The 21740-nt window shown below is 71.3% G+C and carries 21 protein-coding genes; 6 read left to right on the top strand and 15 right to left on the bottom strand.

Annotation, left to right across the window (positions count from 1 at the left end):
* Position 1: 1 nt before the first annotated feature.
* Positions 2–1222, bottom strand: coding sequence for a macrolide family glycosyltransferase (locus tag PSH03_RS03160; protein WP_238688193.1), 1221 nt, complete (start codon positions 1220–1222; stop codon positions 2–4).
* Between the two features lie 584 nt (positions 1223–1806).
* Here PSH03_RS03160 and PSH03_RS03155 point away from each other — a divergent pair.
* Entirely contained in the window at positions 1807–2469 is a 663-nt protein-coding gene (locus tag PSH03_RS03155) for a C39 family peptidase (RefSeq protein ID WP_238688192.1), read from the top strand.
* Between the two features lie 70 nt (positions 2470–2539).
* Here PSH03_RS03155 and PSH03_RS03150 read toward each other — a convergent pair whose 3' ends face one another.
* Entirely contained in the window at positions 2540–3277 is a 738-nt protein-coding gene (locus PSH03_RS03150) for a DedA family protein (protein WP_238688191.1), read from the bottom strand.
* A gap of 213 nt (positions 3278–3490) precedes the next feature.
* Between PSH03_RS03150 and PSH03_RS03145 the strand changes: the two genes are divergently transcribed.
* The gene (locus PSH03_RS03145) at positions 3491–6343 is read left to right on the top strand and encodes an aconitate hydratase (protein ID WP_238688190.1); all 2853 of its coding nucleotides are present in this window, start codon (positions 3491–3493) and stop codon (positions 6341–6343) included.
* Between the two features lie 312 nt (positions 6344–6655).
* On the opposite strand, the gene PSH03_RS03140 is transcribed toward PSH03_RS03145, so the two are convergent.
* Positions 6656–6853 carry a hypothetical protein gene (locus PSH03_RS03140; RefSeq protein ID WP_238688189.1) on the bottom strand — a complete coding sequence of 66 codons (198 nt, stop codon included), beginning with the start codon at positions 6851–6853 and terminating at the stop codon, positions 6656–6658.
* Positions 6854–6933: 80 nt separating this feature from the next.
* On the opposite strand from PSH03_RS03140, the gene PSH03_RS03135 reads away from it, so the two are divergent.
* Both PSH03_RS03135 and PSH03_RS03130 read left to right on the top strand, forming a co-directional pair.
* Positions 6934–7701: a DUF5753 domain-containing protein gene (locus PSH03_RS03135; RefSeq protein WP_238688188.1), complete on the top strand. Its 768-nt coding sequence runs from the start codon at positions 6934–6936 to the stop codon at positions 7699–7701.
* Positions 7692–7880 carry a DUF397 domain-containing protein gene (locus PSH03_RS03130; RefSeq protein WP_238688187.1) on the top strand — a complete coding sequence of 63 codons (189 nt, stop codon included), beginning with the start codon at positions 7692–7694 and terminating at the stop codon, positions 7878–7880. Before PSH03_RS03135 ends, PSH03_RS03130 begins: the two co-directional genes overlap by 10 nt.
* Positions 7881–7891: 11 nt before the next feature.
* On the opposite strand, the gene PSH03_RS03125 is transcribed toward PSH03_RS03130, so the two are convergent.
* The 9 genes from PSH03_RS03125 to PSH03_RS03085 all read right to left on the bottom strand — a co-directional run bounded on the left by PSH03_RS03125 (position 7892) and on the right by PSH03_RS03085 (position 17600).
* Positions 7892–9148 carry an RNA polymerase sigma factor gene (locus PSH03_RS03125; RefSeq protein WP_255749992.1) on the bottom strand — a complete coding sequence of 419 codons (1257 nt, stop codon included), beginning with the start codon at positions 9146–9148 and terminating at the stop codon, positions 7892–7894.
* A 5-nt stretch (positions 9149–9153) separates the two neighbouring features.
* Entirely contained in the window at positions 9154–9489 is a 336-nt protein-coding gene (locus PSH03_RS03120) for a YciI family protein (RefSeq protein WP_238688186.1), read from the bottom strand.
* Between the two features lie 85 nt (positions 9490–9574).
* Complete coding sequence (locus tag PSH03_RS03115) at positions 9575–10186, bottom strand: GTP-binding protein (RefSeq protein WP_112588672.1); 612 nt, start codon at positions 10184–10186, stop codon at positions 9575–9577.
* Entirely contained in the window at positions 10167–10553 is a 387-nt protein-coding gene (locus PSH03_RS03110) for a DUF742 domain-containing protein (RefSeq protein WP_203125011.1), read from the bottom strand. The genes PSH03_RS03115 and PSH03_RS03110 overlap by 20 nt, the downstream gene beginning before the upstream one ends.
* Before the next feature lie 5 nt (positions 10554–10558).
* Entirely contained in the window at positions 10559–10981 is a 423-nt protein-coding gene (locus PSH03_RS03105; protein WP_091403761.1) for a roadblock/LC7 domain-containing protein, read from the bottom strand.
* A gap of 91 nt (positions 10982–11072) precedes the next feature.
* Entirely contained in the window at positions 11073–13631 is a 2559-nt protein-coding gene (locus PSH03_RS03100) for a sensor histidine kinase (RefSeq protein WP_238688185.1), read from the bottom strand.
* A 123-nt stretch (positions 13632–13754) separates the two neighbouring features.
* Positions 13755–15356: a prenyltransferase/squalene oxidase repeat-containing protein gene (locus tag PSH03_RS03095; RefSeq protein WP_238688184.1), complete on the bottom strand. Its 1602-nt coding sequence runs from the start codon at positions 15354–15356 to the stop codon at positions 13755–13757.
* Positions 15349–16266: a terpene synthase family protein gene (locus tag PSH03_RS03090; protein WP_238688183.1), complete on the bottom strand. Its 918-nt coding sequence runs from the start codon at positions 16264–16266 to the stop codon at positions 15349–15351. Before PSH03_RS03090 ends, PSH03_RS03095 begins: the two co-directional genes overlap by 8 nt.
* Positions 16263–17600 (bottom strand): cytochrome P450, encoded by a 1338-nt coding sequence (locus PSH03_RS03085; protein WP_238688434.1) that lies wholly within the window; start codon positions 17598–17600, stop codon positions 16263–16265. The genes PSH03_RS03090 and PSH03_RS03085 overlap by 4 nt, the downstream gene beginning before the upstream one ends.
* A 445-nt stretch (positions 17601–18045) precedes the next feature.
* Here PSH03_RS03085 and PSH03_RS03080 point away from each other — a divergent pair, with 445 nt between their 5' ends.
* The gene (locus PSH03_RS03080; RefSeq protein ID WP_238688182.1) at positions 18046–18294 is read left to right on the top strand and encodes a DUF2630 family protein; all 249 of its coding nucleotides are present in this window, start codon (positions 18046–18048) and stop codon (positions 18292–18294) included.
* Between the two features lie 44 nt (positions 18295–18338).
* Here the strand turns inward: PSH03_RS03080 and PSH03_RS03075 are convergent, their stop codons facing one another.
* The 3 genes from PSH03_RS03075 to PSH03_RS03065 form a co-directional block, all read right to left on the bottom strand.
* Positions 18339–19268: a serine protein kinase RIO gene (locus tag PSH03_RS03075; RefSeq protein WP_238688181.1), complete on the bottom strand. Its 930-nt coding sequence runs from the start codon at positions 19266–19268 to the stop codon at positions 18339–18341.
* A gap of 210 nt (positions 19269–19478) precedes the next feature.
* Complete coding sequence (locus PSH03_RS03070) at positions 19479–20123, bottom strand: HAD family hydrolase (RefSeq protein ID WP_091403736.1); 645 nt, start codon at positions 20121–20123, stop codon at positions 19479–19481.
* A 65-nt stretch (positions 20124–20188) separates the two neighbouring features.
* Positions 20189–21049 (bottom strand): carbon-nitrogen hydrolase family protein, encoded by an 861-nt coding sequence (locus PSH03_RS03065; RefSeq protein ID WP_238688180.1) that lies wholly within the window; start codon positions 21047–21049, stop codon positions 20189–20191.
* Positions 21050–21126: 77 nt separating this feature from the next.
* Here PSH03_RS03065 and PSH03_RS03060 point away from each other — a divergent pair, with 77 nt between their 5' ends.
* Positions 21127–21699 (top strand): TetR/AcrR family transcriptional regulator, encoded by a 573-nt coding sequence (locus PSH03_RS03060; protein ID WP_091403732.1) that lies wholly within the window; start codon positions 21127–21129, stop codon positions 21697–21699.
* Positions 21700–21740 lie beyond the last annotated feature (41 nt).

The raw sequence follows: 21740 nt of genomic DNA, 5'->3' as shown, positions 1-21740 counted from the left end.
GTCAGCCCTGTGGTGGCAGATCGGCGAGACCCGGCTGCGTGACCGAGCCGGTCTGCTGCACGAAGTGCTCGAGTACGTCGGCGGCACGCGCATAGCCGCCCGCCTGACGCTGGGCGACCTGCAGGGTGCTCGCGGCGGCCCGGAATCGAGGCTCGTCGAGCAGGCGCTGGGCGAGGGCCCGCACCGCCTCCACCGTGACGTCCTCGGTGCGGATCGACAGGCCGGCATCGAGCTCGACGATGCGGGAAGCCACCAGCAGTTGGTCGGCGCCCTGCGGGACCACCAACATCGGGGTGCCGGCGTACAGGGCCTCGTTGACGCTGTTCACCCCGCCGTGGGTGATGAACAGCGCCGCACGGGCCAGCACCTCCAACTGCGGGACGGAACGGTAGGCGAGCACGTTGCCCGGTAGCGGGCCAAGCGCGGCAGGATCGGTGTGTCCGGTGGAAATGACCAGGGTGCCACCCAGCCTGGCCAGCGCATCGGCGAAGGTGCGCAGCAACTGCGGGGCGTCGAACACCGTGCCCATCGAGGCGTACATCACCGGGTCCCGCAATCGATCGGCCGGGAACGACGAGTCCGCTCGACGGGCACCGATGCTGGGTCCGACGAACTGATAGGACTGGTCGAAACTGTCCGCCTCGGGGTGGAACGCCCGCGAGGTGTAGACCAGGTTGAGCGGCTGACGGATGTTGGCCAGGTCAATCAGGGGCAAGGCGCGTGTGTCGTACCGGCGGCGCAGCTCCCACCGTGATCTCAGGTACCCGACGGTGGAGCGGGGAAGGGCCGCGGCCGCGCTGAGCAGTTCCCAGGAGCCACGGGTCGGGCTGGGCACGTGCCGGTTGAAGGCGAACGTGGTGAACGACGATGCCGGCGGCACGCCGAGTTCCCGGGCGGCCACCGGCCCCCACGGGCAGAGGGAGTCGTGCACGATCAGATCGGGCCGGACGCCCCGCAGGTCGGTGAGGACGGCGGGCAGCACGCGTACGGCGGTACGCGCAAGCTGCTCCATCACCGTGACGGGCGTCGGCGGGCCGGAGAGCGGTAGGTCGTCCCCGGGGTAGAGGAAAACCCGTGCCCCGGTGGCCGCGATCTGCTCGGCGTAGGCCGGCGTCGTGTGATAGGTGACGGAGTGACCACGACGCACAAGCTCACCCACAACGGGCAATGTCGGGTTGATGTGCCCGTGCATGGCGATGTTCAGGAATGCCATCGTGCTCATCGGCCAACCCCGCGCGGGGAAGGAGCCAGAGCCCGGCACGTTGCAGCGTCCATGATCCACCCCTCTCGGTCAGAGCCTAGATGTTGCCTCATGGCAGTGCGTCGTGGACCAGGTACTCGACTCGTCAGCGGCCGGTTCCGCATGATCGTGCTCGATCCCCGACCAGCGCAACCAGGCATGATCCACTCGTCTTTCCTGAAGTCGGGGTATCCCCCGGCACCGGGACACCTCCGTGAAACCGAGTGGATCATGACAGCATGGCCGCGTGTCGGCTCCGTCCGGTGGGCAGGGCTGGACGGTTGGGCGGGTTGTCTGGTTTGACCCCGCCTGTCGGGTGGTCGGGGCCACCCCCGTGGCGGAATCGTGGGCCGGGCCGGGTCGTTATACCTGGCAGACCACCGCGACTGTCCCGGTCGTGGGGCGCGGCAGCCGCCCGGGAACACCCGGCAGGCCGCCCCGGTTACATCCCCCGCAACGCCCGAGCAGGTCCCCCCCGGATCGCCGGCGTCGCCACGAACTTTCCCGCATCACCATCCACCCCCGGGTGTGGTGCGGGCACCCCCGATGCAGAGGAGCACGCCATCATGCGTACCGATCTGATCCGTAAGACCGCCCTGACCGCCGCTGGTCTCGCGTTCACCGGTGGCGCCATCGCCGGCCCCGTCACCACCGCGTTCGCCGCACCCACCACCAGCACCCCGGCCGCGCAAACCCAGACCGACCGCAAGGGCCACGGCGAGCGAGAGCTCGGCGTGCGCTACGAGGCCCAGCCGAACTTCTACTACTGCGGGCCCGCCGCCACCCGAAACGCCCTGTCCGTACAGGGCAAGAACATCAACGTCGACGACATGGCCAAGGAAATGGGCACCACCGAGGCCGGCACCAACTCCATCAACGACATCACCCCCGTGCTGAACAAGGAAACCGGTAAGAACGACGCCTACCGCTCCGTCGAGATCAGCACCCCCGACGCCGACACCAAGCAGACCGACACCCTGCGCGCCGACATCGTCCGCACCGTCGACGACGGCCGCGCCGTGGTCGCCAACATCGCCGGCACCAGCACCGACACCGACGGCGTCACCCACTCCTACGAAGGCGGGCACTACATCAGCGTCGTCGGCTACCGCGACAACGGCAACACCGTCACCATCGCCGACTCCGCCGACCCCAACCAAGCCGCCTACCAGATCAGCGTCGAACACCTCGCGGACTGGATCGCCACCCGCGGCTACGCCACCAGCTGACCCCCACACACCCAGCACATGACCGAAGGGCCGGACTCCCACCAGGGTCCGGCCCTTCGGCACGCCCAGGTCAGTGCTCGTTGCCCGCCCGCACCGACTCCACACCGGGCGCAACCGCAGCCGACTGACCACCGGAAGCCACCTGGGCCGTCTCCACGCCGGAAGGCACCTCGGTCGCCGTCATGTCAGCGGCGCCGTCGGCCGACGTGACGCGGTGCGCGCGGCGGCGCAGCCACCAGGTGCTGCCGAGCCCGGCGAGCACCGCGAGGACCAACCCGGCCCAGGAGATGTCCTTCAGCCAGTGTTCGGCCGCCCGGCCGACGGAGTAGAGCAGGTACGTCGTGCCGAAGGCCCAGACCAACCCGCCGGCCGCGTTCGCCACCAGGAAGCGGCGGTACGGCACGTGCAGCGCCCCGGCGAGCGGCCCGGCCAGGATCCGCAGCAGTGCCACGAACCGACCGAAGAAGACCGCCCAGACGCCGTGCCGCGCGAAGCTCTGTTCGGCGCGGGCGAGCTGTGCCGGGCCGAGGTGCTTGGGGAACCGTCTGCCCAGCCGGGCGAGCAGCGGACGACCGCCGCGTCGGCCAATCGCGTACCCGACGGAGTCGCCGACGATGGCGCCGAACGCCGCCGCGCTGGCCACCCACTCCGGCTCGACCACTCCGGTGGCGGCGAGCAGGGCGGAGCTGACCAGGACGATCTCGCCGGGCAGCGGGACGCCCATGCTCTCCACGCCGATCACGCTGGCGACGAGCAGGTAGACCACGCCCGGAGGCAGTGCCGAGAGCCAGTGCTGAACGTCGATCACTCGGCACCCCTTCCGAATCGGCCCCGACCCTACCCCGCCGATCCGACGGCGCGGCGTGGTCGTGGGTCACCCGACCCGTGACGCCGGGTTGCGCATATAGCAAGACGGACGTACGGTTTTGTTGGAAGCGGAATCGGGCGGTAAGTGTCACCTAACCTCGGCGGCACCCCGACCGGTGCGACAGACTGCTCAGGACTACTCACGGTCGCTGGTGTGAAGGAGTACGACGTGGCGAGCCTCGACACCTTCGGTGCGAAGACCCAGCTACGCGTCGGAGACGCGAGCTACGAGATTTTCAAGATCGACAAGGTGGACGGCCACGCGCGGTTGCCGTACAGCCTGAAGATCCTGCTGGAGAACCTGCTGCGGACAGAGGACGGCGCGAACATCACCGCCGACCACATCCGCCAGCTCGGCGGGTGGGACTCCACCGCCGCCCCGAGCGTGGAGATCCAGTTCACCCCGGCGCGGGTCCTGATGCAGGACTTCACCGGCGTGCCCTGCGTGGTCGACCTGGCCACCATGCGCGAGGCAGTGCGTGACCTGGGCGGCGACGCCAGCAAGGTCAACCCCCTCGCCCCGGCCGAGTTGGTCATCGACCACTCGGTCATCGCCGACCTGTTCGGCCGCGAGGACGCGTTCGCCCGCAACGTCGAGCTGGAGTACGAGCGCAACAAGGAGCGCTACCAGTTCCTGCGCTGGGGCCAGACCGCGTTCAACGAGTTCAAGGTCGTCCCGCCGGGCACCGGCATCGTGCACCAGGTCAACATCGAGTACCTGGCCCGCACCATCATGGAGCGGGGCGGCCAGGCGTACCCGGACACGGTGGTCGGCACCGACTCGCACACCACCATGGTCAACGGCCTGGGCGTGCTGGGCTGGGGCGTCGGCGGCATCGAGGCCGAGGCCGCGATGCTCGGCCAGCCGGTCAGCATGCTGATCCCCCGGGTGGTGGGCTTCAAGCTCTCCGGTGAGATGCCGGCCGGCACGACCGCCACCGACCTGGTGCTGACCATCACCGAGATGCTGCGCAAGCACGGTGTGGTCGGCAAGTTCGTCGAGTTCTACGGCCCCGGCGTGGGCGCGGTGCCGCTGGCCAACCGGGCCACCATCGGCAACATGTCCCCGGAGTACGGCTCCACCGTGGCGATCTTCCCGATCGACGCGGAGACGATCCGCTACCTGGAGTTGACCGGCCGTGATGCGGCGCAGGTCGCGCTCGTCGAGGCGTACGCCAAGGAGCAGGGCCTCTGGCACGACCCGGACGCCGAGCCGGACTACTCCGAGCGCCTGGAGCTGGACCTCGGCTCCATCGAGCCGTCGCTCGCCGGCCCGAAGCGCCCGCAGGACCGGGTGCCGCTGGGTGCCGCGAAGACGTTGTTCCGCTCCGCGTTGACCGACTACGTGGCCGACGACTCCGTCGGTGAGCGCGACCTCAAGCCGGGTGTCCCCCGCGAGGAGCTGCCGCGTGGCGCCAACGGCCCGGCCGACGAGGCCAGCGCCGAGTCCTTCCCGGCCAGCGACCCGCCGGCCAACGAGTTCAGCGACCCGGCCGACGAGCCTCGTGACCTGGAGACCGCTGCGGTCGGCGCGGGTGGCCGGGCCAGCAACCCGGTTCGGGTCACCGGCGCGGACGGCGTCGAGTACGAGCTGGACCACGGCGCCGTGGTGATCGCCGCGATCACCTCCTGCACCAACACGTCCAACCCGCAGGTGATGATCGGTGCCGCGCTGCTGGCCCGCAACGCCGTGGAGAAGGGCCTGACCCGCAAGCCGTGGGTGAAGACCACCCTGGCGCCCGGGTCGAAGGTCGTCATGGACTACTACGAGCGGGCCGGCCTCACCCCGTACCTGAACAAGCTCGGCTTCAACCTGGTCGGCTACGGCTGCACCACCTGCATCGGCAACTCGGGCCCGCTGCCCGAGGAGGTGTCCGCCGCGGTCAACGAGCACGACCTGTCGGTGGTCTCGGTGCTCTCGGGCAACCGGAACTTCGAGGGCCGGATCAACCCGGACGTCAAGATGAACTACCTGGCGTCGCCGCCGCTGGTGGTCGCCTACGCCCTGGCCGGCACCATGGACATCGACCTGGCCAACGAGCCGATCGGTGAGGACACCGAGGGCAACCCGGTCTACCTGCGCGAGATCTGGCCGAACAGCGCCGAGATCCAGGACGTCATCGCCCAGGCGATCGGCGCCACCGGTTTCAGCGCCGCGTACGCCGACGTCTTCGCCGGCGACGAGCGGTGGCAGTCGCTGCCGACCCCGACCGGCGACACCTTCGCCTGGGAGAACGACTCCACCTACGTGCGCAAGCCCCCGTACTTCGAGGGCATGCAGCAGGAGCCGAGCCCGGTCGTCGACATATCCGCTGCCCGGGTGCTGGCCAAGCTGGGTGACTCGGTGACCACCGACCACATCTCGCCGGCCGGCGCGATCAAGGCGGACTCCCCGGCCGGCTCGTACCTGGCCGAGCACGGCGTGCCGCGCCACGAGTTCAACTCGTACGGTTCCCGTCGGGGTAACCACGAGGTGATGATCCGGGGCACCTTCGCCAACATCCGGCTGCGCAACCAGCTGGTGCCCGGGGTGGAGGGCGGCTTCACCGTCAACCACCTCACCGGCGAGCAGACCTCGATCTACGACGCCTCGGTGGCCTACCAGGAGGCCGGCATCCCGCTGGTCGTGCTGGCGGGCAAGGAGTACGGCTCGGGCTCGTCGCGGGACTGGGCGGCCAAGGGCACGATGCTGCTGGGCGTCCGGGCGGTCATCGCCGAGTCGTACGAGCGGATCCACCGCTCGAACCTGATCGGGATGGGCGTGCTGCCGCTGCAGTTCCCGGTGGACGTCACCGCCGAGTCGCTCGGCCTGACCGGCACCGAGACGTTCACCATCACCGGGGTGACCGCCCTGAACGACGGTGAGACCCCGCGCACCGTGCAGGTCAGCACCGACACCGGCGTGGAGTTCGACGCCGTGGTGCGGATCGACACCCCCGGTGAGGCGGACTACTACCGGCACGGCGGCATCCTGCAGTACGTGCTGCGCCGCATGATCGCCAACTGACGTACCGACGTCCGGCGAAAGGGCCGCTTTCCGCGCTTGCGGGGTGCGGCCCTTTCGTTTCTCCTCGCTCTCGACTCGGCAGTGGCCTCCATCGGCCCGGTCGTGGCGCCGGGTCGCACGGGTTGTCGCCGCCTTCGGTGGGCAGCCGGGCCCGCCGCCCGGTTCAGGTTGCGTCCTTTGCTCTGCACCCGCCCGCGCACCACGAACGGCCCGTAACTGGCGCGTGGGCGGGTGCAGAGCAAAGGACACGAGGAGCACCTGCACCGCCGGGCCGGATGGTGCGAGGGGCGGGTCAGCAGCGCAGGCCCCAGCTCAGCGCAGCCGCAGTGCGACCGCCCGTGCTTCCTCGTCGGTGAGGGGCAGGAACCAGAGGAAACGGCGGACGATGGCGACCGGGTCGGGTCCGCCGGGCTGGCCGCGCAGGTCGCGGATCGCCCGGCGGGTGATCCGGGAGAACTCGGGGATCAGTGTCGCGCGACGGGCCGCGTCCGTCGGGGTCGCTCGCAGCACCGGGCAGGGCCAGTCCCTACCGATCACACCGCGTAGAAGTATTTCCTTCCGACGTCTGGAACGTTCTGGAGGGTCTGGGGATGAATCGAGCAGTACAGGCGGCGATGGCCGAGAGGGGCCACACGGCGGACAGTCTCGCTGCGCAGATTGGTGTCGATCCGAAGACGGCCGCCAAGTGGGCGAGCACGGGACGAATTCCGCAGACGCGTCACCGCGCGCGGGTCGCCGAGCTGCTCGGCCGGAACGTCGACGAGCTGTGGCCGGACGCGCTGAAGCGCCGGACGCCGGCCTGGTTCCGGCCCTGGGCCGAGATCGAGCGCGAGGCACTGTCGCTGCGGTCGTTTCAGCTCGCGTGGATACCGGGTCTCCTTCAGACCAAGGCGTACGCGCTGGCGACGCTTGTCGGTGAGGCGCTGACACCGGCCGAGGCCGACGACCTCGCCGAGGCGCGGCTGAGCCGGCAGGCCATCCTGCGCCGGGAACGCCCGCCGCTGCTCGTCGCGGTCCTCGACGAGGGAGTCCTGCGGCGCACCCTCGACGGCGACCGGGCCATGATGCGGGAGCAGTGCGAGCGGCTGGCCGAGCAGGCCGCGCTGCCGAACGTGTCGCTGTTCGTCGTACCCGCCGACGTCGGCATGTATCCAGGCCTCGGTGGCCCGTTCACAGTGGCCGAGATGCCGGACGGGGCGCGGGTCGCACACGTCGACAGCCAGGCGCAGGCGCAACTCATCGACAAGGTTGCCGACGTTGCTACATTCGACCGACGGTGGGAACGCATTCGCGACGGCGCCCTGTCGCGGGCGCAGTCCCTCAATCTCATCAGGGAAGCGGCAGCATCATGGACCTGACCGGCGCTCGGTGGCGCAAGAGCAGCAAGAGTGGCAACAACGGCGGCGACTGCGTCGAGGTGGCCGACAACCTCGCGGGTGTCATCGGCGTACGTGACTCGAAGGACCCGGCCGGTCCGGCGCTCGCCTTCGACCCGGCGGCCTGGACCCGGTTCCTGGTGTTGGCCAAGCGCGGCTGACCCCCACTGCCCTACCGGGCGAGTTCGTCGGCCCGGTCGAGCAGCGCACGACGCTCGGCGGTTGAGCCCACAGCTGCCGCCGCCTCCCGGAAGAGTCCTGCCGCACGCCGCCGGTCGCCCTGCCGGGCCACCAGGTCGGCCTGCACCGCCACGGCGAGCGGATAGCCGTCCAGCCCGCCGCCGGCGCGCGCCGAGTCGAGCAGAACCAACCCGGCAGCCGGCCCGTACGCGTAGCCGTGCGCGACCGCGCGGTTGAGCGCGATCACCGGCGAGGGGCGGAGGTCGGCGAGCGCGTCGTAGGCTCCCGCGATCGTCGACCAGTCGGTGTCGTCGGCCGAGGCCGCGGTGGCGTGACAGGCGGCGATCCTGGCCTGCCACGCGTACGGCCCGTCGTGGCGTACCCGATCGAGGGCGACCAGGGCCTCGGCGATGGCGGCACGGTCCCACCTGTCGCGGTCCTGCCGCTCCAGGGTGAGCAGGTTGCCGGCGGCGTCGCGGCGGGCGTCCCGACGGGAGTGTTGGAACAGCACCAGCGCGAGCAACGCCGCGACCTCGGACTGGTCGGGCATCAGCCGGTCGAGCAGCCGGACCAGCCGGACCGCCTCGTCGGCAAAGGCCGGCTCGCCGTCGGCGACGTAGCCCCGGGTGAACAGCAGGTACAGCACGGCGAGGACGCCGGGCACCCGCTCGGCCAGCGCCGGCCCGCTCGGCACCCGATACGGGATGCCGGCCTCGGAGATGCGGGTGCGCGCCCGGGTCAACCGACGGGTCATCGTCGACTCGCTGACCAGCAGCAGGCGCGCGATGTCAGCGGTCGGCACGCCGCAGACCGTTCGCAGCGTCAACGCCACCCGGGCCTCGATCGCGAGCGCCGGATGGCAGCAGGTGAAGATGAGACGCAGCCGGTCGTCCACCACGTCCTGCCCCATTTCGGGCTCGGGCTGCGCCTCGTCTGGCGTGAGCAACGCCAGGTCGTGCAGCTTGCGCCGCTCCACTGTGGCCCGGCGCAGCACGTCAATCGCCCGGTTGCGCGCCACCGTCATGAGCCAGCCGCCCGGGTTTGCCGGCACACCGTCGGTGGGCCAACGCTCCAGCGCGACGGTCAACGACTCCTGGGCGCAGTCCTCGGCCAACGCCCAGTCCCCGGTCACCCGGATCAGGGTCGCGACGATCCGGGGGTACGCCTCGACGCTGGCGGCCGCGACGGCCGCCGCCGCCGCGCCGGCCGGCGCCGGGTTGCGCACCGGCCGGCGCTGCGGGGTGGACAACCTCGTCAGTCGGACAGGTCCGCGAACGGACGCAGTTCCAGTCGCCCGTTGCGGGCCATCGGGTGGGTGCGGGCCACCTCGATCGCCTCGTCCAGGTCGGCGCAGTCGAGCAGGTCGAAGCCCACGATCACCTCGGCGGTCTCCGCGAACGGCCCCTCGGACACGAGCAGCTCACCGTCGCGAACACGGACGGTGGTGGCCGCGCTGGGCGACGCGAAGACGTTGCCGGTCAGGCGGCGGCCCCGAGAGTCGTTCTCCGCCACCCACTTCTCGATGTCGGGTAGCTCGGTGGGGTCGGTGTCCGGCTCGGTGTCGCTGCAAACGAGCATCATGTACTTCATCTGGTCGCTCCCTGGTTTCTCGGGGTGTCGCCAGCATGACGATCGGCGGGCGGCGTTCCGGACACCCTCCCCCGAAAAACTCTGGTCAGTCTCCGCTGGCGGCGCGGCGGCGGGCCTCGCGGGTCTTCATGGCGTGCTCCATCAGCGTGACGAGCACCTCCTTGCTGGACTCACGCTGCCGGGCGTCGCAGAGCAGGACCGGCACACCCGGGTCCAGGTTCAGCGCGGCCTGCACCTCGTCGAGTCGGTACTTCCGGGCGTCCTGGAAGCAGTTCACCGCCACCACGAAGGGTGTGCCCCGACCCTCGAAGTAGTCGATCGAGGGGAAGCAGTCGGCGAGCCGGCGGGTGTCGGCCAGCACCACAGCGCCGATCGCCCCCAACGCCAGCTCGTCCCAGACGAACCAGAACCGGTCCTGCCCCGGCGTGCCGAACAGGTACAGCACCAGGTCGTCGCTGATGGTGATCCGGCCGAAGTCCATGGCCACGGTGGTGGTGGTCTTGCCCTCCACCCCGGACAGGTCGTCGATGCCGACCCCCGTCTCCGTCAGCACCTCCTCGGTGCGCAACGGCCGGGTTTCGCTGACCGCGCCAACCATTGTCGTCTTGCCCACGCCGAAGCCGCCCGCGACCAGGATCTTGATCGCGGTGGGCAGTGGCGTCGCTCCCGCCGGCCGGTCAGAGTGCCCGTAGTCCATTGATTACCGCCTCGAAGATGCTGTTGTCGGGAAGACCGGCCGTGGTCTGCGGCTCGCGGACCTGCACCAGGCTGCGGGCCGCCAGATCACCGAGGAGCACCCGGATGGTGCCCACCGGCAGGTCGAGATGGGCGGCGATCTCGGCGACGGACTGTATGCGTTGGCACAGCCCGACGATCGCCAAATGCTCGGGACCGAGACCGACCTCGGGCGTGACCTCGGCTCGGGTGGCCGTGACCAGGGAGATCAGGTCGAATGTGCCGGTGACCGGGCGGGCCCGACCACGCGTCATCGCGTACGGACGCACCACCGGACCCGCGTGGTCATCCACCCACTGATGGTCTGCGGACTCCCCCTGGACCGTCATCGCCGCTACCTCTCGCCGACCTGCTGATCGGTGCCGCGCGACGGCGACGCGACGTACTTGCCGACGCGGGTGACCAGCATCGCCATCTCGTAGGCGATCAGGCCGACGTCGGCGTCCTCGCTGGCGAGTACGGCCAGGCAGGCGTTGCGGCCGGCCGCGGTGACGAACAGGAACGACGACTGCATCTCGATGATGGTCTGCTGCACCTGCCCACCACCGAAGCGCTTGCCGGCGCCTCGGGCGAGGCTCTGGATGCCGGCCGCCATCGCTGCGAGGTGCTCGCCGTCGTCCCGGCTCAACCCCTGGGAGGAGGCCATCAAGAGGCCGTCGGTGGAGAGCGCGACCGCGTGTTCGGCCTGCTTCACCCGGCCCACCAGGTCATCCAGCAACCACGTCAGGTCGGCGCTCGAAGCCGTCTTCTGGGTCACTTCGTCGTCCTCTTCTCGCCCGGCTGTGCGCCGTTGTTCGTCTGGGGCTCGACCGTCACACCGCGCGGCAACCCGCGTCGTCGGTGCTCGGTCAGGTCGCTTGTGGATCCTCGTCGGTCGGCTCGGACGGCGTCGCCGCCGGGGCGCCGGAGGCGCCGCCGAGCAGCCGAGCCGCGTCGGTCCGCCCACGCCGGGTGCCGGTCTGGTAGGAGCTCATCATCCGGCGAACCTGCTCCGGTGGGCGCACCACATCCTCGTCGTCGGTTTCGGACACCGCCGGGTCGTCTCGCAACTCGGGAACGATGTTCGCCTGTCGGACCCGGACGGGCAGGCCGGAGTCGGTCCGCTCCGCCTCGGCGCGGGCGGGCGCCGGGCCACCGTCGCCGGCCGGGGCCGGCTCTCCGTCGGGGGTCTCCGGGCGGGTGCGGTCGACGGCGGGCAGGCCGGTGGGCACGGTCGGGGCTTCCAGGGCTGGTTGAGCCGGCCCGCGCCGGGCGCGGGTGGGCAGGTCGGGGGTGCCGGTTGCCGGGGTGGTCCGCTGTCGGGTGGGGAGAACGGTGTCCGCCTCGGCCTCCTCGTCCGTCGCCGGCGCTGTGGTGTCGGCCGGCATCGGCGCCACCGAGGTCACCGCCGCCTCCGAAGCGGTGGTCGTCGGTGTGGCGAGCGCGACCGGTGTGAGGGTCGCCGGACGGCCGCTGTCCTTCGCGGGCGCCGACGGCATCGCGATGGCCGAGCCGGTCCGGAACGAGCCGGAGTCCTCCGGGGAGGCGCCGGCCTCGGTGACCAGCTCCAGCGGGATCAGCACGACCGCTGTGGTGCCGCCGTACGCGGATTCCTTGAGCCGTACCCGCACGCCGTGCCGTTCGGTCAGCCGGCTCACCACGTAGAGCCCGAGGCGGGCGGCGTTGGCGAGGTTCAGCTCGGACTGGTCGACGATCCGGTGGTTCGCCGCGGCCAGGTCCTCCTCGCTCATGCCGAGGCCCCGGTCCTCGATCTCGATGGCGAACCCGTTGGAGACCAGTTGGCCGCGGACCTCGACTGTCGTGTGTGGCGGGGAGAACGACAGGCCGTTCTCGATCAGCTCGGCGAGCAGGTGGATGACGTCGCCGACCGCGCGGCCGGCGAGCGAGACCGGCCCGAGCGGAAGCACGTTGACCCGGGTGTAGTCCTCCACCTCGGCCACGGCGCCGCGCACCACGTCGACCACCGGGACGTTGCGCCGCCAGGCCCGACCGGGGGTGGAGCCGGAGAGCACGATCAGGTTTTCCGCGTTGCGCCGCATCCGGGTGGCCAGGTGGTCGACCCGGAACAGGTCCTCCAGTTCCTCCGCGTCGTGCTCGCGGCGCTCCATCGCGTCGAGCAGGGTGAGCTGGCGGTGGACGAGTGCCTGCGTGCGTCGGGCCAGGCTCAGGAAGACCTCGCGGACGTTGCGACGCAGGTCGGCCTGCTCGACGGCGGTGCGCAGCGCGGTCTCCTGGACCGCGTTGAACGCCTTGCCGACCTGGCCGATCTCGTCGGTGCCGAACTCCAGCGGGGGTGCCTCGGTGGCGACATCGACCTCCTCGCCTCGGCCGAGCCGCTCAACCACGCGGGGCAGCCGTTCGTCGGCGAGCTGCCAGGCGGCCTGCCGCAGCCGCTCGAGCTGGCGCAGGAGGGTCCGGGCCGTGGTGATGGAGACGACGACCGAGGCGATGACGGCGAGCAGGCCGAGGCCGGTGGCGAGCACCAGCCGGACGACGACCATCACGGCGACGCCGGTGGCCCGGTCCACGATGCCCTCACCGCCGGCGGTCACGACGTCGTTCACCTCGGCCAGCGCCGGCTCGACAGTGCCCCGCCACTGCTCGGCACCGACCGGCAGCTGGGTCGACGGCCGGCCCTCGCGGATGATGCTGTCCTGCACGGCGCGCAGCCGGGTGAACGCCTCACCCTCGACGAGCTGTTGGTAACGGCGCTGGTCGGCGTCGGCGAGCCGGACCCGGGTCTCCTCACCGAGGAACCGCTCCGAGCCCACCAGCGCGACGTAGCGGGCGTATTCGGCGCCGCTCATCCGACCGTTGCCGAAGAGGCCGCTGAGCAGCGCGTCCTCCTGGGAGATCAGCTCCTTCATCCGGTTGAGCTGGATCAGGGCAGCGGCCTCGCCGGCGATCTGCTTGTCGTCCAGGCTGCCCGTCACGTCGTAGATCTGGAAGATCGACTCGATAGTGTCGGTGTACGCCTCGGCGGCGGCGATCCGGTCGATCTTGCGGTCCAGCACTTCCGCGCGGGTCCGCTCCAACCCGTTGACCTGGGCGATCGTCATACCGAGCTGCGTGTCCAGTGCGGAGCTGCCGGCGACGTCGACCTGCCAGTTGCGCACCGAGGCGGCGAAGTCGGCGGCCAACTGCGCGGTCTTGCGCTGCTCGGCCTCGAGCGCCGTCCGCTGCGCGGCCTCGGGGTTGCTCAGGTACGCCTGGGTCAATCGCCGCTCCACCTGGAGCTCCTGCAAGAGCGGCTCGCTCGGCGTGTAGACCTTGCTGTTGAGCAACTGGACACCGAGCAGGTTGAACCCGTCACGCAGGGTCACCCACGCCGCGAACATCCAGAGCGCGACCAGGGAGAGCAGCAGGGCGACAACCTTGGTGCGGATACTCGTACCGCGAGAACGCATTGAACCGTCCCAGGCTGGGCGTTGACTCAGCTCATCAACGAATGATCAGAGGGGGCGACGTCCCACCACAGCGGGGCATCCGGGCTGAGGCTCTGCGTACGCTAGCAGTGTCCACACAACCCCTCAAGTTGCTGTTTTTGTTGACTGGTAACCGCAATCCACCACCGATCGGTCCACGCCCGAGGCACGAACGCCGGCCAGTCGGCAGGCGGCGAGCACAGTGGCGCGAACGATGACGGTCGGACAGTACAGCTCCTTGCCGTACCACAGTGGAGGGTGCTCCCGGTCGGCGGATTCGTGCAGGTAGGCGTGCCCACGCGCCACGGCGTCGTCGACCCGTGGCACCGTCGTCGGCACCGTCAGCAGCACCTGGAGGGCGTACGCGGTCTCCTCGGCGGTGCCGTCCCACCGCCCCCACGAACCGTCCGCGCGCTGGCTGCTCAGCACCCAACCGGCCGCCCGATCCACCGCCTCGGCGGCGGCCGCGCCCCGCCCGAACTCGGCCAGTGCCAGCACGCAGCAGGCGGTGGCGTAGTACGGCGAGGCGTGCCACCGGTCCTGCCAGGCGCCGTCAGCGCGCTGATGCCCGGTCAGCACCGCGCTCAGCCGGTCGACCGCCCGGTGATAGCGCCCGTCCGCGTCCGGGTGCCGGATCAGGTGCTGACCGAAGGCGTCCAGCACGTGGGCGTTTGTGGTGACCGAGAAGCCGTCCTCCCCCGGCCAGGTGCAGAAACCGTCAGTCGTCTCGTACGCCCACAGGCTGGCCGGGTCCGCCGGACGGTCGAGCCGGGCCAACGCGTCGAGGGACACCGATGTGGTGTCGGCGTCGGTCGGCAGTCCGTCGCCGGTGGCGATTCCCTGGCCGGTGGTGGCAGCGGTCAGGCTCTCCAGGACGGAGGCCGGCGGGTTGACAGCGATCCCGGCGCGACGCAGGCCGCTCAGCACCCAGGCCCGCTCGAAGACGGTGATCGGTGCCGGGCAGGGCACCGGGCCGCCTCCGTCGCGGATCAACGCCAGCAGGAAGGCGTGCGCGGTGGGGCCGGCGGCCGGGCCGGCCGCGGTCAGCCAGGCCGCGGTCGCGGCGGGTGAGGCGCCCACCGCGGTGAGCGTGGGGCCGGCGTCGGTGGGTGTCGCGTCCAGGATCTCGTAGAAGTGGGCCAGCTTCGGTGGCAGCGTCGCTCCGGCGGCCACAGCGGACCGCACCGCGCGCAGCCGGTCCCGCTTGAGCCCGGTGGGCAGCGGCAACGGCGGGCGGGGCAGTTGGGCGGCGGTGGCCCGCTCCAGCCCGGCGAGCCGGTCGTTGATCGTGTCGACCAGCGCCGGAACGATGAGGTCCAGCGCGGGGGTGTCCGGCAGAGTCCGGGCGTCGGTGGGGAGCAGCGTGCCGACGAGCGCGCCGAGCCCACGGGCCACCGGGGCGAGCAGTTCCGTCCCGGCCCTGTCGTCGGCCAGTGCCGCGAGCAGCGCGTCGGTGGCGCTCAGCGTCGGCACCAGGGCGTACCCCTCGGGTGGGCCCCACGCCCCGTCCGGGCGCTGACTGCGCAGCAGGAACGCGATCCGCTGGTGGTGCCCGGTCAGCCAGGGCGCGACGGCGACCAGCCGCCCGGTCTCGTACACCGACGCGGCGACCTGCCCCCACGGCCGCAGACCAAGGCCGGCGATCAACTCGCGGGCGGCCTCGGCGACCGGGTCGGCGGCGAGCACCCGGGTGGCGCGCTCACTCATCGCGCGCCCCCCAGAAGTCCGACAGTTGGTAGAAGCCGCCGGTGAAGGAGATCTGCCGGTTGAGGTAGTCCGCCTGGCGGGGGCACCGCTCGGCGAGGGCGGCCAAGTCCCCGCGGGACCGGGCGGTCAGCTCGGCCAACCGGTCGTGCACCTGCGCCGGGTCGTCGACCAGCGAGAGGGCGTTCAGGTCACCCCACTCGGCGTCGCGCTTCTGCGTGGCGAGGTCGTTGACCAGCCGCAGCACCCGCTGCACGCCACGTCCGGCGTCCAGCAGGTCGGTCAACTGGGCGAGGGTCTTCTCGTCGCCGGTGGCTATCCAGTGGGTGACGTTGACAAAGGAACAGGCGAGGTTGTCGGCGTTGTCCAGGTAGCGGTTCAGGTCCGGCAGGCGCCGGCCGGTGGTCGGGTCGGTCGGCAGGTGCTTCCAGTCCCACTCCCGCGCCACGGCGGCGAGCATCCGGGCCAGCTCGTCGCGCCAGATCGGGCGCAGCCGGGCGAACGCCGGCACGGTGGCCAGTTCGTCGCGCAGGTCGGCCAGCAGCCGGGCCAGGTGTCGCCCCGGTGGGGGCACCGCGCCGTCGGCCACCGCCAGGCAGTCGTTCACCACGTGCCGGACGTCGTCCACGGACCGGGCGAGGTAGTCGACCTGCCAGTCGGCCGCGAAGACCCAGAGCAGGGTACGCGTGGTGATCCGCAGTTCCGCGGCGGTGTGCCACGGCGCGGTGAAGGCGATGGCGGTGGCCACCGAGCTGAGCATCGCCGGGTCGAACGGCGCGGCGTCGAACAGCTCCGGGTGAGCGGCGGTGACGTCCTGGAGGTCGCGTACGCCCCGCACGGCGAGCGCACACACCCGGCCCTGTTCGGCGACCGCGTCCTGACCGGCTCGCGCCGGTCGCGGGGTCTCCGTCACGATGCGACCGGGCGCTCGACCGGGGTGAGGATGACCTCGGCCCGCTGCTTGGGTTGCAGCGAGGCGCCCATCCGAGGGGTGAGGTCGACCGGTTCGCGCAGCCGGAAGCGGTAGCGGCTCAGCACGGTGCTGACGATGAGCTGTGCCTCCAGCAGGAACAGGTACTGCCCGAGGCACTGGTGCGGGCCTCCGCCGAACGGGAAGTAGGAGTAGCGGTAGCGGCGCCGGGGCAGCTCCGGCGCGAACCGCTCCGGGTCGAAGAGCGCCGGGTCGGTCCAGAACGTCGACATCCGCTGGGTGACGTACGGGCTGACCAGCACGGTGCCGCCGGCCTTGATCCGCACCCCGCCCAACACGTCGTCGCCGACCGCGGTGCGCGGGATCATCCAGCCGGCCGGGTAGAGCCGCAGCATCTCGTCGAGCACCATCCGGCCGTAGCGCAGTTGGGGCAGGTGCTCGCGGCCGACCCGTTCGACGCCGACCACCCGTTCGATCTCGTCGGTCATCCGCTCGGCCACGTCGGGCCGGGACGCCAGGACCGGCCAGAGCCAGGAGAGCAGGGCGATGGTGGTCTCGGTGGCGGTGGAGAACATCGCGACCACGTCGCCGCGGATCGCGTACTCGTCGGGTTCGCTGCCGTCGGCGCGCGGCCGGCAGAGCGTGGAGATGATGTCGTCGCCGTCGGTGGGATGGGCCCGGGCCTCCCGGATGATCGGCAGCACCACCTCGTCGATGGCGCGCACCGCGTCGCGGAAGCGCCGGTCGCCGGGCATCGGCACCCCGTACGGCACGGCGGGCATCAGCAGCCGGGGGAGCATCGCGGTGGTGACGGTGTCCAGCGCGGCGCTGACCCGCAGGGCATCGGAGACCGAGATCCGGTCGGCGAAGAGCACCCGCATTGTGGTGCGCAGGACGATCCGGGTCAGCTCGGCGCCGCCGTCGATCGGGCGACCGGCGAGGGCCGGTTCGAGCCACTCGTCGACCGCCTCGTTGATCGCCTCGGCCATCTTGTCGACGAGCGTCTCGGCCCGCTTGGCGGTGAACAACGGTTGCAGCGCGCCTCGGCTGGACTCCCAGATCTCACCCTCGGCGACCAGGATGGCGTCACCCACGATTCGACGCACGGGTCGCCAGAGCAACCCGTCGCCGTCCCGGGTGTAGTTGGCAACGTTGTCCCGCAGGACGCGTTGCAGGTGCTCAGGATGGCTGACCAGATAGGGGCGGAACGAGCCGAGGTTGAGCCGGATGACGTCGCCGTCGGCGTCCTGCGCGAAGTCGACGAGCGCGCCCAGCGGATCGCGGACCAGTGCCGGCAGAGCGCGTCGTAACGGGATTGTCCGGGGCTCGGTGCTGACGGTGGCGGGGCGTGCCTCGGACACCTGTGACATCGAACCACATCTCCTCGTCGTCCCGCCGACCGCAGCGGTCCACTTCGGTCGGGCAGGTTGATGAAACTTTCACCTTCTGGGCCGACGGAAGCATCTCACCAAACGAGGGGCACCTCCAGACTTGCGGACGACGCAATTTCCATCTAAGCGCACGCACACTCATCGATGTTTTCACCGCACGCAGATCCTGAGTGGATATTCAGGAACGACACCAGGCCGGGTGCGCCGACGACCACGCGCGCTGGACGAAGCGGCCGCGTGCCGCCGATCTGACCGCCGCATCGGCACCGGACGGGCGGCCCCGGGTTGGCCGGTGCGGGTCGGTGACGTGGGACGCACCGGTACCCCCGAATCCGGGCGATGCCCGGCACCCTGTGCCAGGCTCTGTGACATGGACGACAAGACCATCCTGAACCGGATCTCCGAGCTGGTCGACGAGGAACACAGGCTGCGTGCCGACGCCCAGGCCCACGAGTCGGGCACCGAGGGCGAGACCAGCGAACGACTGCGCGCACTGGAGGAGTCCCTCGACCAGTGCTGGGACCTGCTGCGCCGCCGACGGGCCGCCCGGGAGACCCACGGCGATCCGGACGCCCAGGGCGAACGCCCCAAGCCCGAGGTGGAGCGCTACCTGCAATAGCCGACGTGGCGGGTCGGGCGGTGTGGCCGCCCGACCCGCTCCGATCAGCGCAGGCCCGCCTCGTGCAGCAGCTCTCCGGTCAACATGCCGGGGTCCACCTGCTCGGCGGGGAGACCCCGGGCCGCGAACCAGGCGCCGACCACCCGCACATCGCGGGCCAGGAACTCCGGCCCCTGCGGGTTCGCCACCACGTCGACCACCTGCGGCAGGTCGATCACGACCAGCCGACCCTGGTGCACGAGCAGGTTGTACGGCGACAGGTCGCCGTGCGCGTAGCCGGCCCGCGCCAGCACCCGCAGCGCCTCCACCAGTTGGGCCCACAGGTCACGCAGCTCGGTCGGGCCCGGCCGCAGTTGGGCCAGCCGGGGTGCCGCCTCCCCCGACTCGGCGTCACCGACGAACTCCAGCATCAGCTCGGTGCCCCGCAACTGCACCGGGTACGGCACGGCGATCCGGTCGTGCCCGGCGCCGATCTCCCAGAGCCGGCTGAGCGCGGCGAACTCGGCCGCCGCCCACTGCCCGGCGATCATCTGCCGGCCGAACGCCGTCCGGCCGGCCATCGCCCGGTTCTCCCGGGACCGGCGCACCCGACGGCCCTCCAGGTAGCCGGCATCGCGGTGGAACAACCGGTGCTCGGGATCGCGGTAGCGTTTCACAGCGAGCAGGCAGGACCGGTCGGTGTCCGGCACGGCCCGACGGACCAGGTGGACGTCCGCCTCCTTGCCGGTCTTCAACACACCCAGCTCGCTGTCCTTGGCGGCCAACTCGGTGACCAGCCAGGCGGGGTGCGGCTGTGGCCCGTGCACGGCGTCGTCCCAGGACGACCAGCGCTCGCCGGTGTCCGGGTCAGGCTCGCTGTCCGGGTCTGCGAGCGGCTCGGTGGGCCGCCCGCGCTTCAGAAACTGCGGTTCGTCGTCGTCGAAGCGGCTCTTGCCGCGGCGGCGCTCGAGCGCCGGAAGGTCATGATCGCGCACTGTGGTGAGGTTCCCTTGGTCGAGGCTGAGATAGGCAGCTGGAAGCGACCTGCGAAGACGGCCATGACCGACCCCCTCTCCTCGACCGGGCACACGCCCGGGATGCACCATGCGCGGACAATGCTCGTACCACCACGTCCGCCGGTCAACCGAATTACCGAGCCGCCACCCGAACGGCCGCTCCGACCCACGGCCGGCAGCGCGGAGCCCTCAGCGGGCCAGCACGGTGGCGACCGCGGCGATCAACCCGTCCACCGTGCGGCTCGGCGCGAACCGGACGTCCGACCAGGTGCGCCCCCGGTGCAGCCAGACGCTGGGCAGCCCGACGGCGGCGGCGCCGCCGATGTCCGCCTCCGGGCTGTCGCCGATCACCCACGCCCCCCGCAGCGGCATCCGGACCCGCTGGGCGGCGAGCGCGAAGATTCTCGGGTTGGGTTTGCTGACGCCGGCCTCTTCGGAGATCACCCAGTCCGCGACGTACTGGTCCAGCCCGGTCTGGCGAATCTTGGCGTCCTCGACGCGTACGGTGCCGTTGCAGACCACCACCGGCACCCAGCCGGCGTCGTCGGCGATCCGTAGCGCGCAGGCGGTCAGCGGGTCGAGCCGGGTCTGCGCCACCACCCCGTCGTGCAGCTCCTCGACCAGGTCGATCGAGGGAATCCGCAGCTCGTAACGGTCCCGGATGGCGTCGGCGAGATCCCAGCGGTCGGTCAGACCGTCGGCGTCGATCGAGATCAGCCAGTCGATGTCGGTGTGGGGCGCGCCGATGCTGTCCAGGAAGCGCTCACCCCAGCGGCGGAACGGCCCGGCCCGATCCAGCAGGGTGTTGTCCAGGTCCAGCAGGAGCAGTGGCACTCGGGCACCCTACGGGACCGACGTGTCCGCCAACAGATGCGGCGGGTATCGAGCTGACGAAGGGCTCAGCCAGGCATCGACAGCCGCGGGCCGCCCTGGTCCGACAGCCGATCGACAAGCATCGAGTGTGCCGTCCGGGTGGCCGCGAGCACGACGGGATCCAGCGTCGCCACGAGCACCGCAGTGCCGTCGTCCGCCCCGCGAGCCAGCACCCGCCCCTCGGGGTCGTAGATGGCCGCGCCGCCGTTGAACCGCCACGGGTCGACACCGCCGACCGCGTTGGCGAAGACCACGAACATCGTGTTGTCCAGGGCACGTGCGGCGTAGTAGAGATCCCGGCGGTGCTCGGAGCCGGCCAGGTAACCGCTGGGGCACAGGTAGGCGTGTGCGCCGTCGAGGGCGGCGGCCCGGCCGTGCTCGGGGAAACAGCCGTCGTAGCAGATGCCCAGCCCGAGCCGCCAGTCGTCCACGAGCAGCGTGGCACCCCGCTCGCCGGGGGTGAACAGCTCCCGTTCGTCGCCCCACAACTGCTGCTTGTCGTACCCGACCCGCACCTCGCCGGTCCGGTCGACCACCAGCGCCGCGATGGTTCGCCGGCCGTCCGGGTGCCGGACGGCGGCGCCGACCAGCGCGGTGACGCCGGCCTCGCGCGCCGCGACGCGCAGCGGGTCGAGCCGGGGATCCGCGACCATCCCGGCCGGATCGGCCGCGACGTCGGTGCCGGCCGGGTCGGCGGCGAGAACCGGCGGGTGGTAGGCGCAGAGGAACAACTCGGGCAGGACGGCCACCCGGGCACCCCGCTCGCCGGCTCGACGGACCAGGTCGGCGGCGACGACCGCGTTGCCGGCGACGTCGCCCGGCGTGGGGGTGGCCTGGACGGTGGCCATTGTCAGCGGGGAGCTGGGCACTGTGCGGGGCTGGGTCACCGGGCGATGGTAGGCGGCGACATCCCAAGCCGTACGTACGGTTTGCATGCCCCGGGATGACCTGCAACGATCGACGTGTGCCCAGAGTAAGCCAGGACCAGCTCGACGCTCGCCGGCAGGAGATCCTCGCCGCGGCCCGGGCGTGTTTCGCCCGGCTCGGCTACGAGGGGGCGACCGTACGCCGCCTCGAGGAGGCCACCGGACTGTCCCGTGGCGCGATCTTCCACCACTTCCGCGACAAGGACTCGCTCTTCCTCGCCGTCGCCGAGGACGACGCCGCGGCCATGGTCGAGACGGTGGCCCGCAACGGCCTGGTGCAGGTGATGCGCGATCTGCTCGCCCGCGCCGTCTCGCCGGACACCACCGGCTGGCTGGGCAGCCAACTGGAGGTCTCCCGGCGGCTGCGCACCGACCCGGCGTTCGCCCGACGGTGGGCGGAGCGGTCCGCCGCGATAGCGGAGGCGACCCGGGACCGGCTGGCCCGCCAGCGCGACGCCGGAGTGCTGCGCGAGGACGTACCGATCGACGTGCTGGCCCAGTTCCTGGAGCTGGCCTACGACGGCCTGGTGCTGCACCTGGCCATGGGCCGACCGGCCGGTGACCTGGGCCCGGTGCTCGACCTCGTCGAGGAGGCGGTCCGCCGCCACTGACACGCGCACACCGGCCGGAAGCCCGTGGCGAGGCTGCTCCA

Source organism: Micromonospora salmantinae (genome assembly GCF_022230905.1).
Taxonomy (GTDB): domain Bacteria; phylum Actinomycetota; class Actinomycetes; order Mycobacteriales; family Micromonosporaceae; genus Micromonospora; species Micromonospora salmantinae.
The sequence above is the reverse complement of the archived record's forward strand: the minus strand, read 5'-3'. Positions and strand labels throughout refer to the sequence as shown.